Genomic DNA, 17,374 nt, shown 5'->3' with positions numbered 1-17,374 from the left:
TTAGATATTACTTAGCAGCTATATAAGGACCTTTTTTACCTAACAGTTCCAGCATTTTTTCGCCGTAGCGGGTACCTAATAGTTTGTAACCTTCAGTAGTAAAGTGCAACCTGTCGCGTTTTGCAGTTGCTCCAGCAGATGATATTACATAAGAGTTAGGAATTACTTGCGGTATAGTAGCAATAAACTTGTTAAAGCCCGCGCATGCACCGTTCTGATCGGCATTTACCAGTTCGCCAACTAATAGCGGTGTGTTTTTAGGTTTTATTTTCAGATCAGTGGTCACGTTATCATAAATAGTCTTTACCTTTTTGGTCCATAGGCTATCATTAGCATTTGACTCACCCTGATGAAGTAAGACTCCTTTTATAACTCCATATTTAGAAGCCTCTTTGGCCATATTAACCAAATGCTGGTAAGGGTTATCATTATATTCTTTAACGATGTTTTTCATCCATCCGGCCTGGTTGGCTATGTAACTCTGATAGGTTGTATTATCAAATACCTCAATTTTAGCGCCTGCTACAGATACGTTTACAATACCTACCTTAATATTTTCTGGCAGGTTGGCTAAAAGTGTTCTTCCAAAATAGTCTGATGGGGACACACCTGTGTTGCAACGACAAAGGGGTGGTTTTGCCTTGTACCATTTGCCTGCTTCGCGGCCCAGGTTAGGGCAATTTACTGTTTCGAACACCTGGAAACGCGGATCAACGCCAACGGTATCGGCAGGTGCAACGGGGCCGTTACCTTCCATGTTTGACTGACCAAAGGCCAGGAAAATATAAAAGTTCTTGTCCTGTTTAATGGTTTCGGCAGGTTTATAGGCTGTAAATACAACAGCGCTTGATAAAACAATTGCACTTAGTACAGTGAGTGCGGCAATGCGTAATTTCATATGGATTAAAATGGGTTTTAGTAATTGGCAATGCGCCGGTTAAGTCGCATTATTTCTGATAGCCAAAATATAAAATTTTTACAATACATGTTTGTAAAGGTTTTGTGCGAATGACCTGTAACCATTTGCGCCTAACGCTCATCTACTATTTATAAAACACCCATAACAATGCCTGCACAAATGCGTTATGGCTGTATCTGAATATGAAATTTACCCGAGCCCTGTGTCTGCTTAGCCTTTTACTTACTGTTTTCCTTTTGTCGGAATGCCGTATCATCAAATCTGTTGGTAAAAACCCTTCCGGCGAAAGTCTTAAAGAGCTACAGCAACTGCCCAACTACACCATGGATGGCTTTTTGAACCTGAACGAAGCACAACCACGCAGAGTTACTACACCAGCTACTGCTCCCCGCAAGCTAACGCCATTCAGGATGTTGCGCATGTTAAATGGAAAGCCCGACTCGGTTAGACCATCTCAGATTATGCCAACAGTTAAAACGAATCTTAATGCTGCTTACGATAAACCTACCGTTATTTGGTTTGGGCATTCGTGTTTTATGATCAAAACCAAAACGGCCAACATATTATTCGACCCGGAACTGAGCAGCTTTGCAGGCCCGTTTGCAGGTCCGGTAAATGCTTTTGAGGGGGCCGACGTTTACAAACCTGAGGACATGCCCGCTATTGATGTGCTCGTGGTGTCGCATGATCATTACGACCACTTAGATTATATCACCATCAGCAAGTTGAAAGAACGGGTAAAAAAGGTAGTGGTGCCCTTAGGCATTGGCAGTCATTTTAAATACTGGGGATATGACAACGCTGTCATTACCGAACTCAACTGGGGCGAGGCTATTACCATTAATGAGCAATTGAATATTACCGCTATGCCGGCGCATCACCGTTCGGGGAGGGGATTTAATGGTAACAAAACGCTTTGGGCATCGTACGTAATTGAAGCCGACGGTTATAAAATGTTTTACTCGGGCGATACCGGTTATACCGCACACTTCAAAACCATAGGCGAGCATTTCGGCCCGTTTGATCTGGCCGTGATGGAATGTGGGCAGTACAACACCATGTGGTCGCAAAACCATATGTTCCCTGACCAGACCGCACAAGCCGCTGCCGACCTGAAAGCCAAAATGATCTTACCTGTACATTGGGGCAAATTTGCCGAGGCTTACCACGGCTGGAACGAATCTGTTAAAACCATGTTGCCTGTTGCCGATAGCCTGAACGTGCAGGTTACCGTGCCCAAAATAGGCGAGCCTTACACCGTGGGCACCGCACCACTGCGCACCCCATGGTGGAACATGGATTAAACAAGTTTATCCCTATCCCTTCAGTTCTTTTACCAGACTGTCGAACTCTGCGCGCAATGTGGCAAGCTCTTCTTCCAGTTGTACTATGCGGGCTTCCAGTCCGCCGGAGCGGGGGGAAGTGGTGGTGTTAGCTTCATCGCTCCAGTCATCTGTCAATTGGGGTTCACCTTGCAGGAGTTGGGCGTAGCGCGCTTCCTTTTGTCCGGGGCGTTTGGGTAGCTGGGTTATAAAAGCAGGCTCATTAGTAGCCAGCTTGTCTATATATTCCTGTACTTCTTCCAGGCTCTCAAACTCATATAAACGACCTGAATTAGTGTTAAGCTCACCGGGGGTTAGCGGACCACGCAGCATGAGCAAACACAACAGCGCCAGCTCCTGCGGGAGGAGCGGGTACACTATGGCCAGGTTATGCTTGAACTTTACCGCCCTGCTTGACCCACCGGTAGCGGTTGATACCAATCCACGTTTTTTGAGGGAGTTGAGGGCATCCATCACTTCCGCTTCCTCGTAAGCTACTACCGGGTTGCGCGATGTTTTTTGGTTGCAGGCCGTGGTTAGGCCATTCAGCGTCATGGGGTAATAGTCGGGTGTGGTGCGGCTTTTTTCAATAAGCGAGCCCAGCACACGCAGCTCAACAGCATCTAAAACAGGCAGGGTTTGAGGTGTATCCATAGTGGCGGTAAATATAATAATTTGAGGCATTTATACGCCGTGCCACCGCTCCGGTACCGTTTCGTCTCATTTGGTGTGTGAGACGATGTGAAACGATATTTTTTGCAAGATATTGATTGTTAATTTTTTATCGTTTTTGAGTGAAACGAAAATGAAACGGGTGAACCGATTTTACAGGGTTGATACGGTGTGTGGTTTACAATACGTTGGTTTGTTCCTCCATAGCGCTTATACTGCGGACGCATATAGGTACAGCGTTACCATTTGAATTGCATTTATTTATATGTAAATTTGAATTAATGAAAAACTTAACACGCATAACGCTCGACCCCAATATAATGGGCGGCAAACCTTGCATTAGGGGATTGCGCGTTACAGTAGGCACCATTATTGGCTTGCTGGCATCGGGTATTACAATTGATGCTGTATTAGCTATGTATCCTTATTTACAAAAAGAGGATATAATGGAGGCTTTGGCTTATGCTGCATGGCGTTCTGAGGAAATAGAAGTTCCTTTGGCTACTGCATGAAAATACTTATCGACATGAACTTATCGCCTGAATGGGTTCATGAATTTAAACTTCACAACATATCCGCTGTGCATTGGTCTTCCATTGGCAGATTTGATGCTCCCGATGTTGAATTAATGGATTGGGCCAGACAAAACGACCATATTGTTTTCACCCACGACCTCGATTTCGGTACTGCGCTTGCGCTTACAAAAGCCGAAAAACCCAGCGTGATACAGGTTCGTAGTCAGAATGTAACGGTTAAACATCTCAGCGAATTAGTGATATCCACAATTTTAAAATACAATGATCTTTTAATTCAAGGTGCTCTTTTTGTTTTAGATGAGGAAAAAGCGCGAATTAGAATTCTTCCGTTAGCACGATAGCATAAGGTAAGATTTCAGGTCAGCATCATTGCGAGGGACAAAGCAATCCCCATGCGATAGGTAACAATAACAAATCCATAGTAGCGGCTTCGTTGGTGTATTCAACTCCTTCAAATTCATGCCATGTTGGGTCGCTTGGGCAGGTATCAGGAAAGCGCAGGTCAGGCAATTTCCATTCTTTTAGCGTAAAACCAGCAACCGTCAATCAAATTACTTTTAAGATGATGCACAACTTCTGCTAACTCCATATTAGTTGGATTGTCAAAAACTACATAGCCAAAGTTTTTGTAGTTGTCGGCATCACGATAGAGGTAGGAGAATTTGATATTGGGCATGGTTAAAGTAACAAATCTATTTTTAGGTTTGCCTCATGCATATTGAACCGATTGTTGCCTCATTAATCTGCATATCTTCGAAACATAAAAATGCCCTTTTAAATAAATTATTATGTGGCAATTTATAGGCTACTATCGGCAGTAGTTGCCTATCGTCGCAAAGTTTTATCAGGAGCGTCTTCAATTTGTACTCATAAAATTTATGGCCTAACGATTGATCAAATTTGAGTCGATTTGTTCTTTCTAACCAGGCAAGTCAAGCGAATCACTTGTGCATGTGCAGTACATTGCGCTTTTCATTGCCTATTGGCAACATTTTAATTCCGCCCTTACTTACTTCCCATCCATCACCATCTTAACCGCTTCCTCCAATAATTCATCCCTACCTGCTTTTATGCCTGCAACAGTTGGCTTTATTTGCTTGTCTATTTTTACCCCTACTTGCTGGCTTTCGGTGCCATCAGGATAGAGTACGCCAATTCCTGATATGGCAGTTCTTAAGTCGCCCGGCAATGTTATGTAGGATACATTTCCGTCGGCACCGGCTGTGGTACTGCCTATAACGGTTACATTGGTTGAGCTTTGAAAAGCCATGGTGGTATATTCTGCATTGCTTTGCGCATTTTCATCAACAATAACCACTACCTTCCCTTTGTACGTGCTTACATCGGGCCTTATACCAAGGGGTTGCTCAATAAAAAAGTACCCCGGCGCTTCAAGGTTTGGCCGGGTAAATTTTACAAAAGGAGCTTTGCCATGTTTTATATATCCACCAAATTTAAAGGGCATAAAGTCTGCTGGGTAACAACGCATATCCACAATAATGCCTTTAGTGTTAGCAAACAGCTTTTTAATGGCAGGCATGTAGTTATTACTGTACCGTGCCGGATACACGTAGCCTATATCTTTATTAAGTAAATAATAACCTGGTGAGTTGCGTGGAGGCGTATTAATTACTGCAAAGTCGTCGTAATCATATTTAACTGCGTCAACATTGACCTTTTTTTGTATGTTGTTGCTTAATATGTCAAACTCAAACGCGGGCTTTTGGCTGCGTAGCAGATAAGTTAAAGGCATATCGCGCATTAATGCTGCCTGGTTAGAGGCAGATGTTAAAGGCTCATACTTTTTAATCAACTCTTCAACAGACACTCCGTTGATGGATCTGATAATATCGCCCTTTTTTATTTTGTCTTTTACTGCTGTAGAGTCTTTATGATAGCCGGTTACTACCAATTGGTTCTCAATAAAGCGGGCTTTAAAAGGTGGCGCGTAAGCCCCTCTGTAGTTCTCAATTACATTATTGCTTGGTAAAAAGCCGTGCGTGTCGCGTATCCGGCAAATGAGTTCAATTACGGTTAGTGCATAGCTTTCCGCATTGGTATTAGCTATAAATTTCGGAATGAAATCGGGCAGCACTTTATTCCAATCTCCAATCAGGTGGCGGTTGGGATAAAAATATTGTATCATATTCCAATACCTGAACAAGCAGAGCAGGCGGTAACCTGCATCGGGATAATTTTTATCGGCATAAGCTTTCTCGTGCTCAAACACCGGATTGCCCGCGTTAGGTGTTAAACTTACATAGTAATGTTTTGTGATATTGCGATTTAGGATATTGGTAAGCTTGGACCTAAAGGCAGGTGTTAATAGACTATCGTCAAAAATACTCCCGTAGTCGGGACGTAATTTGGTATCCTTAAAATCAAAAGTCTTGCAATTAGTGCAAGGCGGCACTGTGCCAAGCTTATCAAACCATTGCTCTAACACATTACTTACTGCGGAAGCATCCTTAGCGTTAAGCGCGACCGGCATTATTCTGAAAAGTTCGGCGTCCATATTAACATTGCCATCGGCAACTTCGGTGTGGTGATATTTAACAAAACCCCACACCTGTGCTAAAATATTGAGGTTTTTTATGGTTTGTGGAGTGGTGTTTATATTACTTATGCCCGAATTGCTGATAAAAGCCGTATCTGCAACAGCTCTGGACAATGAAATTTTAGAAGCATCTGCCTGTTCAATTGGTTTACCGTCTATAAATAACCTTACGTTATCAAACCACATTTTTCCTTTCCCGGCTAATATTGCGCCGCCTCTTACATAAGTAGCATACTTTTCTTTATAGGCTATTTTTACCCGATACTCTTTCCAGTTAGTACTTCCCTTAACGGCATTAGGGCCTTGCATACTAACCGAAAAATCTTCTCCAACAGCAAGCCAAAAGCCGGCGCTTTCTGCATTTTCTGTTTTTAAATAACCACGCAACTCTATGTTCTTACCTGCAAAGCGCTTATCAATATTAAAGCCTACGGTAGCATAGCTCACCTTATTTCCTGCCTGGCTTATCATAACAGCATATTTGCCTTGCTGCTTTTCTGCACTATCAAGTGTAACGCTGTAGCCATCAGATATAACCGTAACGGCAGGGTGCGTCCATCCAGCAGGAAGCTTTCGCGGGTTATTTATCTTTTCCAGATCGCCGTTAATGTCAACCTGCGCCTGGGCATAATTAATAAACAGCGCTGAGAAAATAAATGTGAGTAGTAGATGGATAGGTTTCATAATAGTATGGTGCTAACACAGCTAAGATACTGTATAAAAAATCTGCAGCAATTTTTTAACATCATTTAACTCATTGTTGCAATTACCAAATCCCCAACAAACCCTACCTTCAAAACCGTATTTCTACGCGTTTGGCAACAAAATGTACCCTTTGTTTCAAATTCGCCATTTTTTGGAACACATTTTTTGAATTATCTGTTTGTTGTATTGTACAAATGTTTAGTACCTTAATCGCAGCTACATTACCACATGAGAATATACCATTTAAGTGCCGAATGCTACCCTGTTGCCAAAGTTGGTGGCCTTGCCGATGTTGTGGGCGCACTGCCCAAATACCAGGTTAAGGCGGGTTTGGATGCTGCCGTTGCCCTGCCTTACTACAACCGTAAGTTTACCCGCGAACATGATTTCGACGTGGTTTTTCAAAGCGCTACCCTGCTGGGCACGCGTCGCCTTTATTTTGAAGTATTAAAAGAGCGCAACAACACTTTGGGGTTTGAGCTCTTCCTGATAAAAATTCCCGGACTGATAGATCGCGAGGAAGTTTACTGCTATCCCGACGAGAATGAGCAGTTCATTGCCTATCAGCTGGCTTTTCTGGATTGGATCAGCTATTCGCAGCAAAGTCCGGATGTGATCCATTGCCATGATCACCATTCGGGCCTGGTGCCTTTCCTGTTAAAATATTCAAAACTGTATACCCGTTTGGCCAATACGCCTACCGTGTTTACTATTCATAACGGGCAATACCACGGCGCTTTCGGGTGGGACAAATTAGCTTACCTGCCGGAGATAGACCTGAGTAAAACCGGCTTGCTGGACTGGAGCGGCGGCATTAATCCGCTGGCTTCGGCAGTGCGCTGCTGTTCTATGTATACTACTGTTTCGCCAAGTTATCTGGACGAGTTGGCCGTAAGTTCTAACGGATTGGAAAGTCTCTTTGTAATGGAGCGCGAGCGTGGCGTTGGTATTGTTAACGGCATTGATACAGCTGTTTGGAACCCGCAAACCGACCCGATGATCTCTGCAAAATACAATGTTGCCAAAGTTGCAGCAGGCAAAAAAGCCAACAAAGAGGCATTGTGTGCAAGGTTCAATTTATCGCCCGATAAACCTTTGATCTCCTTTATAGGCCGATTGGTTTATGAGAAAGGCGCTGATGTTATGGCCGATGCCATTGCCGAAAGCCTGGAAAGCACCAGCGGACAGGTAAACTTTGTTTTATTAGGAGCCGGTGATGTTGACGTGGAACATAAATTGCAGGAATTAAAAGAGAAATTCCCAACTGACTGCAATGTGTTCATTGGCTATAATGAAGAACTGGCGCATTTGGTTTATGCCGGTGCCGATTTCTTGCTGATGCCATCGCGCGTGGAGCCTTGCGGATTAAACCAGCTCTACTCTTTACGCTACGGCACGCTGCCTATGGTGCGCAGTACCGGCGGACTGAAAGATACGGTAATTGATTTTGGTGATGAAGGTGGCTATGGCATCCGTTATGACCAAACCAGCGTGGCCGATATTGTGTATGCCATTAGCAGGGCATTGGTATTGTACAACAACCCCAAACACTTACAACAACTGCGTAAACGCATGATGGCGCTTGATTTTTCGTGGGATACCGCCACGCAACAGTATATAGACATTTATAAAAGCATAATTCCAAATAATTAAAAATCACATGACATCAAATGTAATTTGTATAGTGTTAGGTGGCGGGCAAGGCAGCCGGCTCTCTCCGCTTACGGCGTCGCGGTCAAAACCTGCTGTGCCAATTGCCGGCAAATACCGGTTGGTAGATATTCCTATCTCTAACTGTTTGCACTCGGGTATAACACGTATTTATGTATTAACCCAGTTCAACTCGGCATCGCTTAACAAGCACATTAAAAACACTTACCACTTTAGCAGTTTCAGCGAGGCATTTGTTGACATTCTGGCTGCCGAGCAAACGCCAATGAGTGGTGGCTGGTACCAGGGTACTGCAGATGCGGTAAGGCAAAGCTTGCACCATTTGGCTGTACATGATTTTGATTACGTGCTGATCCTATCAGGCGACCAACTGTACCAGATGGATTTTGAGGATATGATATCAAAGCACATCGAGGCACAGGCAGATATTTCCATTGCCACCATTCCGGTGCATGCTAATGATGTACCCGGCTTTGGTATTTTGAAAACTGATGAGCAAAGCATCATAACCAAGTTTGTTGAAAAGCCAAAAACCAACTTTGAGCCGCTGGCATCAGAGGTGAGCGAAGAAATGCAGGCGCAGGGTCGTATTTACCTGGCATCAATGGGTATATACCTGTTTAACCGTAAATTACTGTTTGATCTGCTACAGGGAAATGATCACCCAGACTTTGGTAAGGAGATCATTCCGCAGGCTATTGTTGATAAAAAAGTATACAGCTACCAATACGAAGGTTACTGGACAGATATTGGTACCATACCATCTTTCTTTGATGCTAACCTTGGCCTTACTGATGACATCCCGCAGTTTAACCTCTTTGACAAGAATTACATTTTTACCCGCGCGCGCATGTTGCCGCCTTCAAAGGTATCGGGCACGCACCTGGATAAGGTTATTATTGCTGATGGATGTATTGTTAATGCCAGCCATATTAAACGGTCGGTTATTGGTATACGTACCCGCATTGGCTTTGAAACCAGTATTGAGAACTGCTATGTAATGGGTAGCGACAACTACCAAACACTGGAGCAAATTGATGAGTCGGTAGCTAATGGCACGCCTATTATGGGTATTGGCGACAGGTGTAAGATTAAGAATGCCATTATTGATAAAAACACCTTTATAGGTAATGATGTTTGCATTAACTGTGGACCGCCGCTGGCCAATGGCGATTATGGCGATTACACCGTGCAGGATGGAATTGTAGTGATCAAGAAACGTGCAGTAATACCGCATGGCACAGTGATATAAAAAATTACAAACCTATACATACAACAAGAGCGGCTCAAAATTGGGCCGCTCTTGTTGTATTACAATAAAAATATTTCGATTAGTAACGCTTGTTATTAGCGCGTACTTTAACCGGGGCAGCTTTTTGACCGTTGATGATCTGCGCTGTTCCCAAAATCAGGAAGATTGCAAATGCCGGATACAGTGCCATAAAAACAGGGTGTACGGCAGGCATGTTCAATACCAAAGCCATGATGATATGTAGAGTGGCTATAACAACAAAGCCGGTAGTACCGATAGCGAAAAAGGGATTCATTTTTTTCATAGCACTTAATTTTTTAATTTATATCTAAAGGTAACGAATAATTTAACAAAACATTGCAAATAATGTTAATATTAAAATTGTTAAATAACTTGTTTACAGATATTTTAACGAATATATTTACTTAACCATTATAATCACATCAATGAAAGCTGCCTTTATTGCCATTATAGCATTATGCTGCACAACCCAATTGAAAGCGCAACAAGCGCCTGCATTTGCTAAACAGCAACCGCTTCAACAGTTCGGGTCGTTTCAGGATAGTTTAAAAAACAGGGAGCTTGCTTTTAAAATGATGGATAGCGTAAGGCGGAATACAATAAACCCTTTCACACAGAATATAACGATCAATAGTGATAACATGCCCGTAGCATGTACGCAGGGAAATTCAAGAATGCCGGTGGTGCAAACTGATGTTACGACTTATAATATGCCTGTGGTTGGCATGAACAAGCCCGGCTTATACACTATGCCAAAACCCAAAACAAATAATATAATTGTTCCGGCTGCGAATACCGTAAAATAAAAGCTATACCGCGGTTTTCTGATCGTTCATTATCTTTACCCGGGCGGCTACGGCAGCGGGTATAACCGGAGCGTTTTCTGAGGCAACAATATTATCCTGCGGTTCAACCTTGGCGGCGTCACGCTGGTTAACCACCTTTTCAAAGTGTTCTTCGTATTTAGGGTGATTGGTTTTCATCCACTTGTCCCATAAATTAAAATACAACCCGAAATTGTACTTAACGTACTTATGGTGCATGTTATGATGCGTAGCGCTGTTATGCCAGTTGGCAGCTTTATTATGCGCAAAACTTTTAGGAAAGAACTCATAACCCATGTGCCCCATAATATTCATTATCAAAGCATAACCTGAAAAAATGGTTAGTGCCATGTAATGATAAGGAACAGTAAACACAATAACAGGTACAATACCTACCTCAACCAATGCCTCTACCGGATGAAATGCATACGCAGAAAAAGGCGTTGGATTAAGTGATCTATGGTGTACCACATGCACGTGTTTATAAAGCGGCTTCCAATGCAATAAACGGTGGGTCCAGTAAAAATAAGCGTCATGTATCACTATCATCAATAACACACTGAACACAAAGTAACCATAACCATACTTATCAATCGGGCGATAGATCAACGTGTAATCATTAGCGCTTAGCCACATTACGGCCACAATAACTATACTGAAAATAAGTGAGGTATAAATGGAATATCTTATTTCGCGTGCAACATCTTTTTTGTTGGGGAAACGCTGCTGTATTTTAAGGTAGAATAATTTACCTTTTTTCCACACGTAGAATACGCCGTACAGGCCGCCTGCTATTACCATAAAATGCAGGGTAAGCAGCAACGGCGGAGCAAGCGTTACTATCCACTTTGTTATTGAATCGAGTATCTGCATATAAATGCTGCAAATGTACAAAAATCGCGCCGTTAATTTTAATTAAAAATTAACAAATATAATTTGAGAGATAATTACTGAAAGTCCTTATTCAGCAGTTTTTCCAGCTCTACAAAACTGATATTCATTTTTACGCGGCCCTGCTTGGCGTATGATATCTCTCCGGTCTCTTCTGATACAATGATGGCTGCAGCTTCATTGGCTTCGGTAACACCTATGCCGGCCCTGTGGCGCAAACCAAACTGCGCGGGCAGGTCGTGCTTATCTGTAAGCGGCAATATGCAACTGGCCGATTTAATTTTATTATCGGCTATAACCACTGCCCCGTCATGCAGCGGACTATTCTTTTGAAAGATACTCTCCAATAAACGTTTGGATATTTTGGCATCCATCAACTCGCAACTGGTTTGGTAAAACTGCTCATCGTAATATTTAGCGAAAACTATTAGAGCCCCGGTGCGGGTTTGTTTCAAGCTTTTGCAGGCATCAATAATGGGTTTAATGCGGGCGTAGTTGTTCTTTTCGGCTTCGGCTTTTCCAAAAAAGTACTGCCACCAGGCCTTGTTACGTTGTAGCGAAGCGTTTTTACCGGCCAGCAATAAAAAGCGGCGTATCTCCTGTTGAAAAACCACCACCACTATTACAATGCCACCGTTGGTAAAATAACCCAATATGCGCGATAGCAATTGCATATGCAGTTTCTCTACCGCAAAACCTACGGCATACAGTATAAGCAGACCTACCAATATGTTGGCCGCTATGGTTCCCCTTATTAAATTGTAGATGTGATAAATAATAATGGCTACTAACACCACATCTATCACATCAACAAAAGAAGGTATGAAAATAGAAAGATCGCCTAACTGCATCGCACTAAGTTAACACTTTAAAATAAAAGTGTTTTAAAACAGCAGCAATTAACCCTGATAAGGGCCTCCCGGCACACCCCAGCCCCATTGCGGCATAGGTATATCCTGCGGACCATCAATTTGCTCTTCATTAGAATTGATAACGGCAATGCGTGTGCCCCATTCCAGGTAAGCCACAAAAGCTGACCGAAATTCAGGGTCATCTGGCAGTTCAAGTTCATCTGCTGTTTGCAGTAATAACTCAACCCAGCGTTTGCGGTGCTGCTCGGTTAAATGTTTTGACAGGTGTTTTTGTATCATACCAAAGTGGCTGCCGCCTTCTTCGCTGTACATTTTCGGGCCGCCTAAAACTTCGGCTACAAAATGGGCAACATGCTGCCTGTGTTCGGGCGACATATGTTTGAAAACCGGCTCCAGTAACGGATCTGCTAAAACCTTATCATAGAAGTTATTGAAAAGCTTTTCAAAAGCGGGCATGCCGCCGGCCCATTCGTATAATGTAGGTATTGTTTGCGTGTTAGTATTTTCCATAGTTATGGTAAATCTAATACATAAAACGCTTTAAGTCAGCTTCTTTTTCGGAAAAATAAGCGAAGCCACTATACTGATAGCCAAAATCCCCAATATAACGTACAACGAGGTTGCGGTAGTTAATCCTATCTGCTCTGCATAATGTGAGGCCAGCATTTTTAGGCCGATAAAAGCCAGCAAAGCAGCCAAACCCACTTTGAGATAGTGGAACTTTTCAATGATGTTAACCAGCAAAAAGAACATGGAGCGCAGGCCCAATATGGCAAATATGTTAGAGAAGAAAACGATGTAAGGATCTTTGGTAATGGAAAATATGGCAGGGATTGAATCAACAGCGAAAATGAGATCAGTAGTTTCAATAATGAGCAGCACCAGGAACAGTGGTGTGATCATTTTTTTACCATCAATTTTGGTGAAAAATTTGTTGCCGACAAAATGCGGATGTACGGAAAAAAAGCGCGAGGCAAACTTTACCACAGGGTGATTTTCCGGATCTATCTTTTCTTCCTTGTTGCGGTTAATGAACATGGTGATACCGGTATATACCAAAAATGCGCCGAATACATACAGTATCCAGTGGAAGCGATCGATCAGCGCAGCACCTAAAAAGATGAACAGAAACCGCATTACAATAGCGCCAATAATACCCCAAAGCAAAACGGTATGGTAGTTTTTTGATGCAACACCAAAGGCGGTGAAAATGAGCACCATCACAAAGATGTTATCAACAGACAAGGCGTACTCTACCACATAACCGGTTAAAAACTCTAACCCAAGTGTTTTGCGGTATAGCTGCAAACTGGTTATGAGGTTGTGGTTATCAATAGCCAGCTTGTGGAAGTGTTTCTGATTGATCTCGTGCAGGCGGCGCAGGGTATGTACATCATGCAATTCATGCCCGAAGTTTAATATAAGCACATAAAAGCCCATGGCCAGCGCTACCCAAACCGCACTCATTATACCGGCCTGCTTCAGGCTTACGGGTTTGTTAGCTTTGCCGAACAGGCCAAGGTCAATAGCCATCATCAAGCCGATGAATATTACGAACCCGATAATGAAAAGAATTTCGTGCGACATGTTATTTGTTGCGCTCTGTTGTGAACCGTACTAATTGCTCAAGCCCCCTGCGGGCCTCACCATCCGGAAAGGTGTTCAATATGGCAAAGGCTTCGTCCTGATACTTTTTCATCTGCGTTGCTGCATATTGCAAACCACCCCGACGGTTAACAAAAGCCACTATTTCGACAATTTTTGCAGGCTCATCATTGTGATTCTTTACCAGGCTCATCATCTTCTTTTTTTCTGCTGCATCGCAATTGTTCAGCGCGTAAATAAGCGGAAGCGTAACCTTTTTCTCTTTGATATCAATTCCAACCGGTTTACCTACATCATCTGTGCCAAAATCAAACATATCATCCTTGATCTGGAAGGCTATGCCGGTTTTCTCGCCAAACAATCGCATCTTCTCAACGGTCTCGTCATCAGCACCGGCAGATGACGCACCAATGGCGCAGCAGGAAGCTAAAAGCGAGGCTGTTTTTTGACGTATCACGTCGTAGTAAACATCTTCGCTAATGTCCATGCGGCGCACCTTTTCTATCTGCAGCAATTCGCCCTCGCTCATTTGCCTTACCGCTTCAGATACGATCTTTAACAGGGCAAAGTCGTTATGCTCAACTGAAAGCAGCAAGCCTTTTGACAGCAGGAAATCGCCTACTAAAACGGCTATCTTATTTTTCCAAAGGGCATTGATAGAGAAAAAACCACGGCGTTGATAAGAGTTATCCACCACATCGTCATGCACAAGCGAAGCCGTATGCAGTAGCTCCACCAAAGCGGCGCCACGGTGGGTTGCATCGGTTATGCCACCGCAAACGCTGGCCGAGAAAAACACGAACATGGGACGTATTTGCTTGCCCTTGCGTTTAACAATGTAATGGGTGATACGATCCAACAGCGGAACCGAGCTTTGCATAGAGGCTTTGAACCTATCTTCAAAGGCATCAATATCAGCAGCAATGGGTTTCTTTATCTCGTTAATGCTCAGCATTATAAGCTATGTATGCCTTCAATTTATCGGCATTTTGTTACAGGTGACAAACATAAGCGAAAAAACGCTATTTGCGTTATGACTGCATTTGTTTTTATCGTCACAGCACATCAAAATAAAGTTTAATGGGTGGCTTGCATTATTTGTTGAGCAACTTCACAGGAGCCGCTAAAAAACAAGGCTACTTTACTGTAAAACGCACAGTATATGGTTGTAGAGCATAACCTGTTCGGGATTTGAACGATCTGTCAGTAATTACAAAATCATACGTCTGTCCCGGTTTCAAGGTTAATTTAAGCTTAAATGATTTACGATCATCTGTAAAGCCAACAACCCCGGAAATTGGGAAATGCTCTTTACCGCCTTCGCCCAAATTAATAGAATAGCCTTCACCCATAGGCTCAGAAAAGTTAATGATAAGCTCCGAGAGAGACGAAGAAACATCCTCTTGGTTATTAATATTTGGCATTAGGCTAATTACCCGGGGTTGCAGTTTTTCAAATTTGCTTAACAGCTCCTGCTTGTTAATTGGCCCGGCATAATATTTGGATTGCCTGAAAAAATCTACAACCTCCTGCTCGTTTGTGTAATCTAATTCTATTATCTTTTTTATCGCCTGTCTCTTGTCATTATGATGCAGATAATAGCTTTTGCATATAACATAACCCATAAAATAACCAAGGTCAGAATGAGGGTTGTTGGAGCCGTTATACAACCAGCTATCCGTTGCTGTGCTAAACATTTCCACAAGGAATTTATCTTTTAACTCTTGTTCATGGCTCCGGCCATAAACCATATATGCGTTATTATTTTTCTTTTGTGTAACAAGCTCTGCAATAAAGTCTGCCGATCCTTCCATTATAGTTTGCGCAAGCAAGAACTGCGCATTACCAGCTATTTGCTGGGTATGAACATATTCATGAACATTTAGCGCAACAAGGTTTGACGGCTGTTGATTCTTGAAAACATCCTTTAACCAATCGTTTAATTCAGCAGCGTCAGTATGTTCATCTGCCGCTGCGATTTCCGTACCAATGAGTACCATATCATCAGTAGTAGTACCCCCTGACCGTACCCCCCCTACAGTGAAGTACATCTTTGATGGACGGAGTTCGGGGTATAGCTTTCTAAAATTATCAATGCTTTTTGAAATAGCCGGAACTTGGTTTTTTATATTCAATGTGTTGTTCCTGATACTTTTCCAAAACCTGGGGTATTTATGAATAAGAGCCACCCACAATTTTGCATTGTAATTGCGGGCTTCCATAAAGGCTTTCAGGCCCGGTGTGCCTTGGTTCACGTAAATGCGTTGAATAAATTCTGCTTGCTTTACTGTGTCAGTTGTAGTCGCAACACTATCATAGGCTTGCCAAAATCGGTCAATATCATCGGTATAAACTATCTTCAAATTGCGTTGTTGCGCTTGAATTAGTAAAGGGAAACAAATTGCGATGACGAGCAGGTGAATATATTTCATGATATTGAGACGAATCTAATTCAACTATGTGACATTAAAATATGATTATTTAAGCAAAGTATTATATCATGGCTTTTTTTAACTTCGCCACTCCAAAAAAGAGTAATATGAGTCAGCTTCCCCCTTGCCCTGTTTGCAATTCTGAATACGCCTATGAAATGAATAATGTGCTGGTATGCCCTGAGTGCGGCAACGAGTGGGCGGCAGCAACTACTGAAGATGAAACAGCAGGCGCATTGGTTGTAAAAGATGCCAATGGTAACATACTTGCAGATGGCGATAGCGTAGTTACCATTAAAACGCTGCCCGTAAAAGGCTCATCGCAAAGTATAAAGGCTGGCACCAAGGTTAAGAACATCCGTTTGGTTGAAGGTGATCATAACATCGACTGCAAAATAGATGGCTTTGGCGCAATGGCGCTTAAATCAGAATTTGTAAAGAAAGCATAGGTAGGCATTAATCAGGGTTGCGGCCAACAAATGGGTTTTTACCTAATAAAAAGCCAATCGCCTTTTCAATATTTTTCTGGCGGGTCTCATCAGTTTTCACTGCTGATATGTAGCGGATTATTTCTTTCCTGTGGGATGGCGACAGCTGCTGAAACCTGTCCTCCGCTTGTTTATTTTGGGTAAGGGCCGCAATTAACTCCGAATGCGGCTGCAGGGTGCGGTCGCGCGGATCAAATTCGATTGTTACGTCAATACTTTCACCTATCCGCTTTGGTGAATCAGGCAACATGGTGGTATTGACATACAACCTCCACTCACCGCTGTATCGTACTAAAGTTTGCTCATATGGCACTCCGTTAACGGTACCACGTATGGGTATAAATCCTTTATCTTTCCCGGCATCCTTGAACAATTTCATTAGTATAGTCTCAGGCACAAAAACAAACGGATTAATGCCAATGATATTCAGGGTTGCCTTAAACTGATGTTCGCTCATAACTGTTTCTACTTAAATATAGCGCCTTTATCAAAGCCCGTCGCGACTAAATTTTTGTATCTTTTATATTACAAATTACGCTATTCTGTCGCCAAAACGCGCCATCTAACCAATATTAGGCCATTTAAAGGCTGCTTACACTTGTTAGCA

The 17,374-nt window shown here is 42.8% G+C and carries 20 protein-coding genes; 7 read left to right on the top strand and 13 right to left on the bottom strand.

From position 1 onward, the window contains the following. Window positions 1–7 precede the first annotated feature (7 nt). Entirely contained in the window at window positions 8–898 is an 891-nt protein-coding gene (locus CLV57_RS03055) for a sialate O-acetylesterase (RefSeq protein WP_100339879.1), read from the bottom strand. 203 nt (window positions 899–1,101) lie between these two features. Between CLV57_RS03055 and CLV57_RS03050 the strand changes: the two genes are divergently transcribed. Further along, entirely contained in the window at window positions 1,102–2,223 is a 1,122-nt protein-coding gene (locus CLV57_RS03050) for an MBL fold metallo-hydrolase (RefSeq protein ID WP_100339878.1), read from the top strand. A 12-nt stretch (window positions 2,224–2,235) separates the two neighbouring features. Here the strand turns inward: CLV57_RS03050 and CLV57_RS03045 are convergent, their stop codons facing one another. Continuing rightward, window positions 2,236–2,895 (bottom strand): YceH family protein, encoded by a 660-nt coding sequence (locus tag CLV57_RS03045; protein ID WP_100339877.1) that lies wholly within the window; start codon window positions 2,893–2,895, stop codon window positions 2,236–2,238. Window positions 2,896–3,194: 299 nt separating this feature from the next. Here CLV57_RS03045 and CLV57_RS03040 point away from each other — a divergent pair, with 299 nt between their 5' ends. Both CLV57_RS03040 and CLV57_RS03035 read left to right on the top strand, forming a co-directional pair. Beyond that, on the top strand, window positions 3,195–3,425 hold the full coding sequence (locus CLV57_RS03040) for a DUF433 domain-containing protein (RefSeq protein ID WP_100339876.1): 231 nt from the start codon (window positions 3,195–3,197) through the stop codon (window positions 3,423–3,425). Next, window positions 3,422–3,790 carry a DUF5615 family PIN-like protein gene (locus CLV57_RS03035; RefSeq protein ID WP_100339875.1) on the top strand — a complete coding sequence of 123 codons (369 nt, stop codon included), beginning with the start codon at window positions 3,422–3,424 and terminating at the stop codon, window positions 3,788–3,790. Before CLV57_RS03040 ends, CLV57_RS03035 begins: the two co-directional genes overlap by 4 nt. A 25-nt stretch (window positions 3,791–3,815) precedes the next feature. On the opposite strand, the gene CLV57_RS18295 is transcribed toward CLV57_RS03035, so the two are convergent. From CLV57_RS18295 to CLV57_RS03030, 3 genes are all read right to left on the bottom strand, one after another. Beyond that, complete coding sequence (locus CLV57_RS18295) at window positions 3,816–3,995, bottom strand: hypothetical protein (protein ID WP_157799055.1); 180 nt, start codon at window positions 3,993–3,995, stop codon at window positions 3,816–3,818. Then, the gene (locus tag CLV57_RS18290; RefSeq protein ID WP_157799054.1) at window positions 3,952–4,125 is read right to left on the bottom strand and encodes a hypothetical protein; all 174 of its coding nucleotides are present in this window, start codon (window positions 4,123–4,125) and stop codon (window positions 3,952–3,954) included. The genes CLV57_RS18295 and CLV57_RS18290 overlap by 44 nt, the downstream gene beginning before the upstream one ends. 333 nt (window positions 4,126–4,458) lie before the next feature. Beyond that, complete coding sequence (locus tag CLV57_RS03030; RefSeq protein WP_100339874.1) at window positions 4,459–6,690, bottom strand: S41 family peptidase; 2,232 nt, start codon at window positions 6,688–6,690, stop codon at window positions 4,459–4,461. A gap of 249 nt (window positions 6,691–6,939) precedes the next feature. On the opposite strand from CLV57_RS03030, the gene CLV57_RS03025 reads away from it, so the two are divergent. Beyond that, window positions 6,940–8,364 carry a glycogen synthase gene (locus CLV57_RS03025; protein ID WP_100339873.1) on the top strand — a complete coding sequence of 475 codons (1,425 nt, stop codon included), beginning with the start codon at window positions 6,940–6,942 and terminating at the stop codon, window positions 8,362–8,364. Between the two features lie 7 nt (window positions 8,365–8,371). Further along, window positions 8,372–9,634, top strand: a complete 1,263-nt coding sequence (locus CLV57_RS03020) for a glucose-1-phosphate adenylyltransferase (RefSeq protein WP_100339872.1) — start codon at window positions 8,372–8,374, stop codon at window positions 9,632–9,634. Window positions 9,635–9,713: 79 nt separating this feature from the next. Here CLV57_RS03020 and CLV57_RS03015 read toward each other — a convergent pair whose 3' ends face one another. Continuing rightward, window positions 9,714–9,938 carry a hypothetical protein gene (locus CLV57_RS03015; RefSeq protein ID WP_100339871.1) on the bottom strand — a complete coding sequence of 75 codons (225 nt, stop codon included), beginning with the start codon at window positions 9,936–9,938 and terminating at the stop codon, window positions 9,714–9,716. Window positions 9,939–10,080: 142 nt separating this feature from the next. On the opposite strand from CLV57_RS03015, the gene CLV57_RS03010 reads away from it, so the two are divergent. Then, the gene (locus CLV57_RS03010) at window positions 10,081–10,461 is read left to right on the top strand and encodes a hypothetical protein (protein ID WP_100339870.1); all 381 of its coding nucleotides are present in this window, start codon (window positions 10,081–10,083) and stop codon (window positions 10,459–10,461) included. A 3-nt stretch (window positions 10,462–10,464) separates the two neighbouring features. Here the strand turns inward: CLV57_RS03010 and CLV57_RS03005 are convergent, their stop codons facing one another. The 6 genes from CLV57_RS03005 to CLV57_RS02980 form a co-directional block, all read right to left on the bottom strand. Next, a complete protein-coding gene (locus tag CLV57_RS03005) occupies window positions 10,465–11,352 on the bottom strand; it encodes a sterol desaturase family protein (RefSeq protein WP_100339869.1) in 888 nt (295 codons plus the stop codon). A 74-nt stretch (window positions 11,353–11,426) separates the two neighbouring features. Further along, window positions 11,427–12,221 carry a diadenylate cyclase CdaA gene (gene cdaA, locus CLV57_RS03000; RefSeq protein WP_100339868.1) on the bottom strand — a complete coding sequence of 265 codons (795 nt, stop codon included), beginning with the start codon at window positions 12,219–12,221 and terminating at the stop codon, window positions 11,427–11,429. 48 nt (window positions 12,222–12,269) lie between these two features. Further along, window positions 12,270–12,752 carry a group II truncated hemoglobin gene (locus CLV57_RS02995; protein ID WP_100339867.1) on the bottom strand — a complete coding sequence of 161 codons (483 nt, stop codon included), beginning with the start codon at window positions 12,750–12,752 and terminating at the stop codon, window positions 12,270–12,272. Window positions 12,753–12,782: 30 nt separating this feature from the next. Beyond that, window positions 12,783–13,829 carry a TerC family protein gene (locus CLV57_RS02990; RefSeq protein WP_100339866.1) on the bottom strand — a complete coding sequence of 349 codons (1,047 nt, stop codon included), beginning with the start codon at window positions 13,827–13,829 and terminating at the stop codon, window positions 12,783–12,785. Between the two features lies 1 nt (window position 13,830). After that, the gene (locus CLV57_RS02985) at window positions 13,831–14,802 is read right to left on the bottom strand and encodes a polyprenyl synthetase family protein (protein ID WP_100339865.1); all 972 of its coding nucleotides are present in this window, start codon (window positions 14,800–14,802) and stop codon (window positions 13,831–13,833) included. A 181-nt stretch (window positions 14,803–14,983) separates the two neighbouring features. Then, window positions 14,984–16,279, bottom strand: a complete 1,296-nt coding sequence (locus CLV57_RS02980; protein WP_157799052.1) for an Ig-like domain-containing protein — start codon at window positions 16,277–16,279, stop codon at window positions 14,984–14,986. 68 nt (window positions 16,280–16,347) lie between these two features. Here CLV57_RS02980 and CLV57_RS02975 point away from each other — a divergent pair, with 68 nt between their 5' ends. Beyond that, entirely contained in the window at window positions 16,348–16,728 is a 381-nt protein-coding gene (locus CLV57_RS02975) for a zinc ribbon domain-containing protein YjdM (RefSeq protein ID WP_317044563.1), read from the top strand. 7 nt (window positions 16,729–16,735) lie between these two features. On the opposite strand, the gene CLV57_RS02970 is transcribed toward CLV57_RS02975, so the two are convergent. Beyond that, complete coding sequence (locus CLV57_RS02970) at window positions 16,736–17,224, bottom strand: YdeI/OmpD-associated family protein (RefSeq protein WP_100339863.1); 489 nt, start codon at window positions 17,222–17,224, stop codon at window positions 16,736–16,738. Window positions 17,225–17,374 lie beyond the last annotated feature (150 nt).

It is taken from the genome of Mucilaginibacter auburnensis, assembly GCF_002797815.1.
Taxonomy (GTDB): Bacteria; Bacteroidota; Bacteroidia; order Sphingobacteriales; family Sphingobacteriaceae; genus Mucilaginibacter; species Mucilaginibacter auburnensis.
The sequence above is the reverse complement of the archived record's forward strand: the minus strand, read 5'-3'. Positions and strand labels throughout refer to the sequence as shown.

Coding starts and splice junctions, on each gene's coding strand:
- CLV57_RS02985 (WP_100339865.1), bottom strand. CDS start 14,802: ATGCTGAGCATTAACGAGATAAAGAAACCCATTGCTGCTGATATTGAT.
- CLV57_RS03005 (WP_100339869.1), bottom strand. CDS start 11,352: ATGCAGATACTCGATTCAATAACAAAGTGGATAGTAACGCTTGCTCCG.
- CLV57_RS03020 (WP_100339872.1), top strand. CDS start 8,372: ATGACATCAAATGTAATTTGTATAGTGTTAGGTGGCGGGCAAGGCAGC.
- CLV57_RS02990 (WP_100339866.1), bottom strand. CDS start 13,829: ATGTCGCACGAAATTCTTTTCATTATCGGGTTCGTAATATTCATCGGC.
- CLV57_RS03030 (WP_100339874.1), bottom strand. CDS start 6,690: ATGAAACCTATCCATCTACTACTCACATTTATTTTCTCAGCGCTGTTT.
- CLV57_RS18290 (WP_157799054.1), bottom strand. CDS start 4,125: ATGCCCAATATCAAATTCTCCTACCTCTATCGTGATGCCGACAACTAC.
- CLV57_RS02995 (WP_100339867.1), bottom strand. CDS start 12,752: ATGGAAAATACTAACACGCAAACAATACCTACATTATACGAATGGGCC.
- CLV57_RS02970 (WP_100339863.1), bottom strand. CDS start 17,224: ATGAGCGAACATCAGTTTAAGGCAACCCTGAATATCATTGGCATTAAT.
- CLV57_RS03055 (WP_100339879.1), bottom strand. CDS start 898: ATGAAATTACGCATTGCCGCACTCACTGTACTAAGTGCAATTGTTTTA.
- CLV57_RS03025 (WP_100339873.1), top strand. CDS start 6,940: ATGAGAATATACCATTTAAGTGCCGAATGCTACCCTGTTGCCAAAGTT.
- CLV57_RS03040 (WP_100339876.1), top strand. CDS start 3,195: ATGAAAAACTTAACACGCATAACGCTCGACCCCAATATAATGGGCGGC.
- CLV57_RS02975 (WP_317044563.1), top strand. CDS start 16,348: ATGGCTTTTTTTAACTTCGCCACTCCAAAAAAGAGTAATATGAGTCAG.
- CLV57_RS03015 (WP_100339871.1), bottom strand. CDS start 9,938: ATGAAAAAAATGAATCCCTTTTTCGCTATCGGTACTACCGGCTTTGTT.
- cdaA (WP_100339868.1), bottom strand. CDS start 12,221: ATGCAGTTAGGCGATCTTTCTATTTTCATACCTTCTTTTGTTGATGTG.
- CLV57_RS02980 (WP_157799052.1), bottom strand. CDS start 16,279: ATGAAATATATTCACCTGCTCGTCATCGCAATTTGTTTCCCTTTACTA.
- CLV57_RS03050 (WP_100339878.1), top strand. CDS start 1,102: ATGAAATTTACCCGAGCCCTGTGTCTGCTTAGCCTTTTACTTACTGTT.
- CLV57_RS03010 (WP_100339870.1), top strand. CDS start 10,081: ATGAAAGCTGCCTTTATTGCCATTATAGCATTATGCTGCACAACCCAA.
- CLV57_RS03045 (WP_100339877.1), bottom strand. CDS start 2,895: ATGGATACACCTCAAACCCTGCCTGTTTTAGATGCTGTTGAGCTGCGT.
- CLV57_RS03035 (WP_100339875.1), top strand. CDS start 3,422: ATGAAAATACTTATCGACATGAACTTATCGCCTGAATGGGTTCATGAA.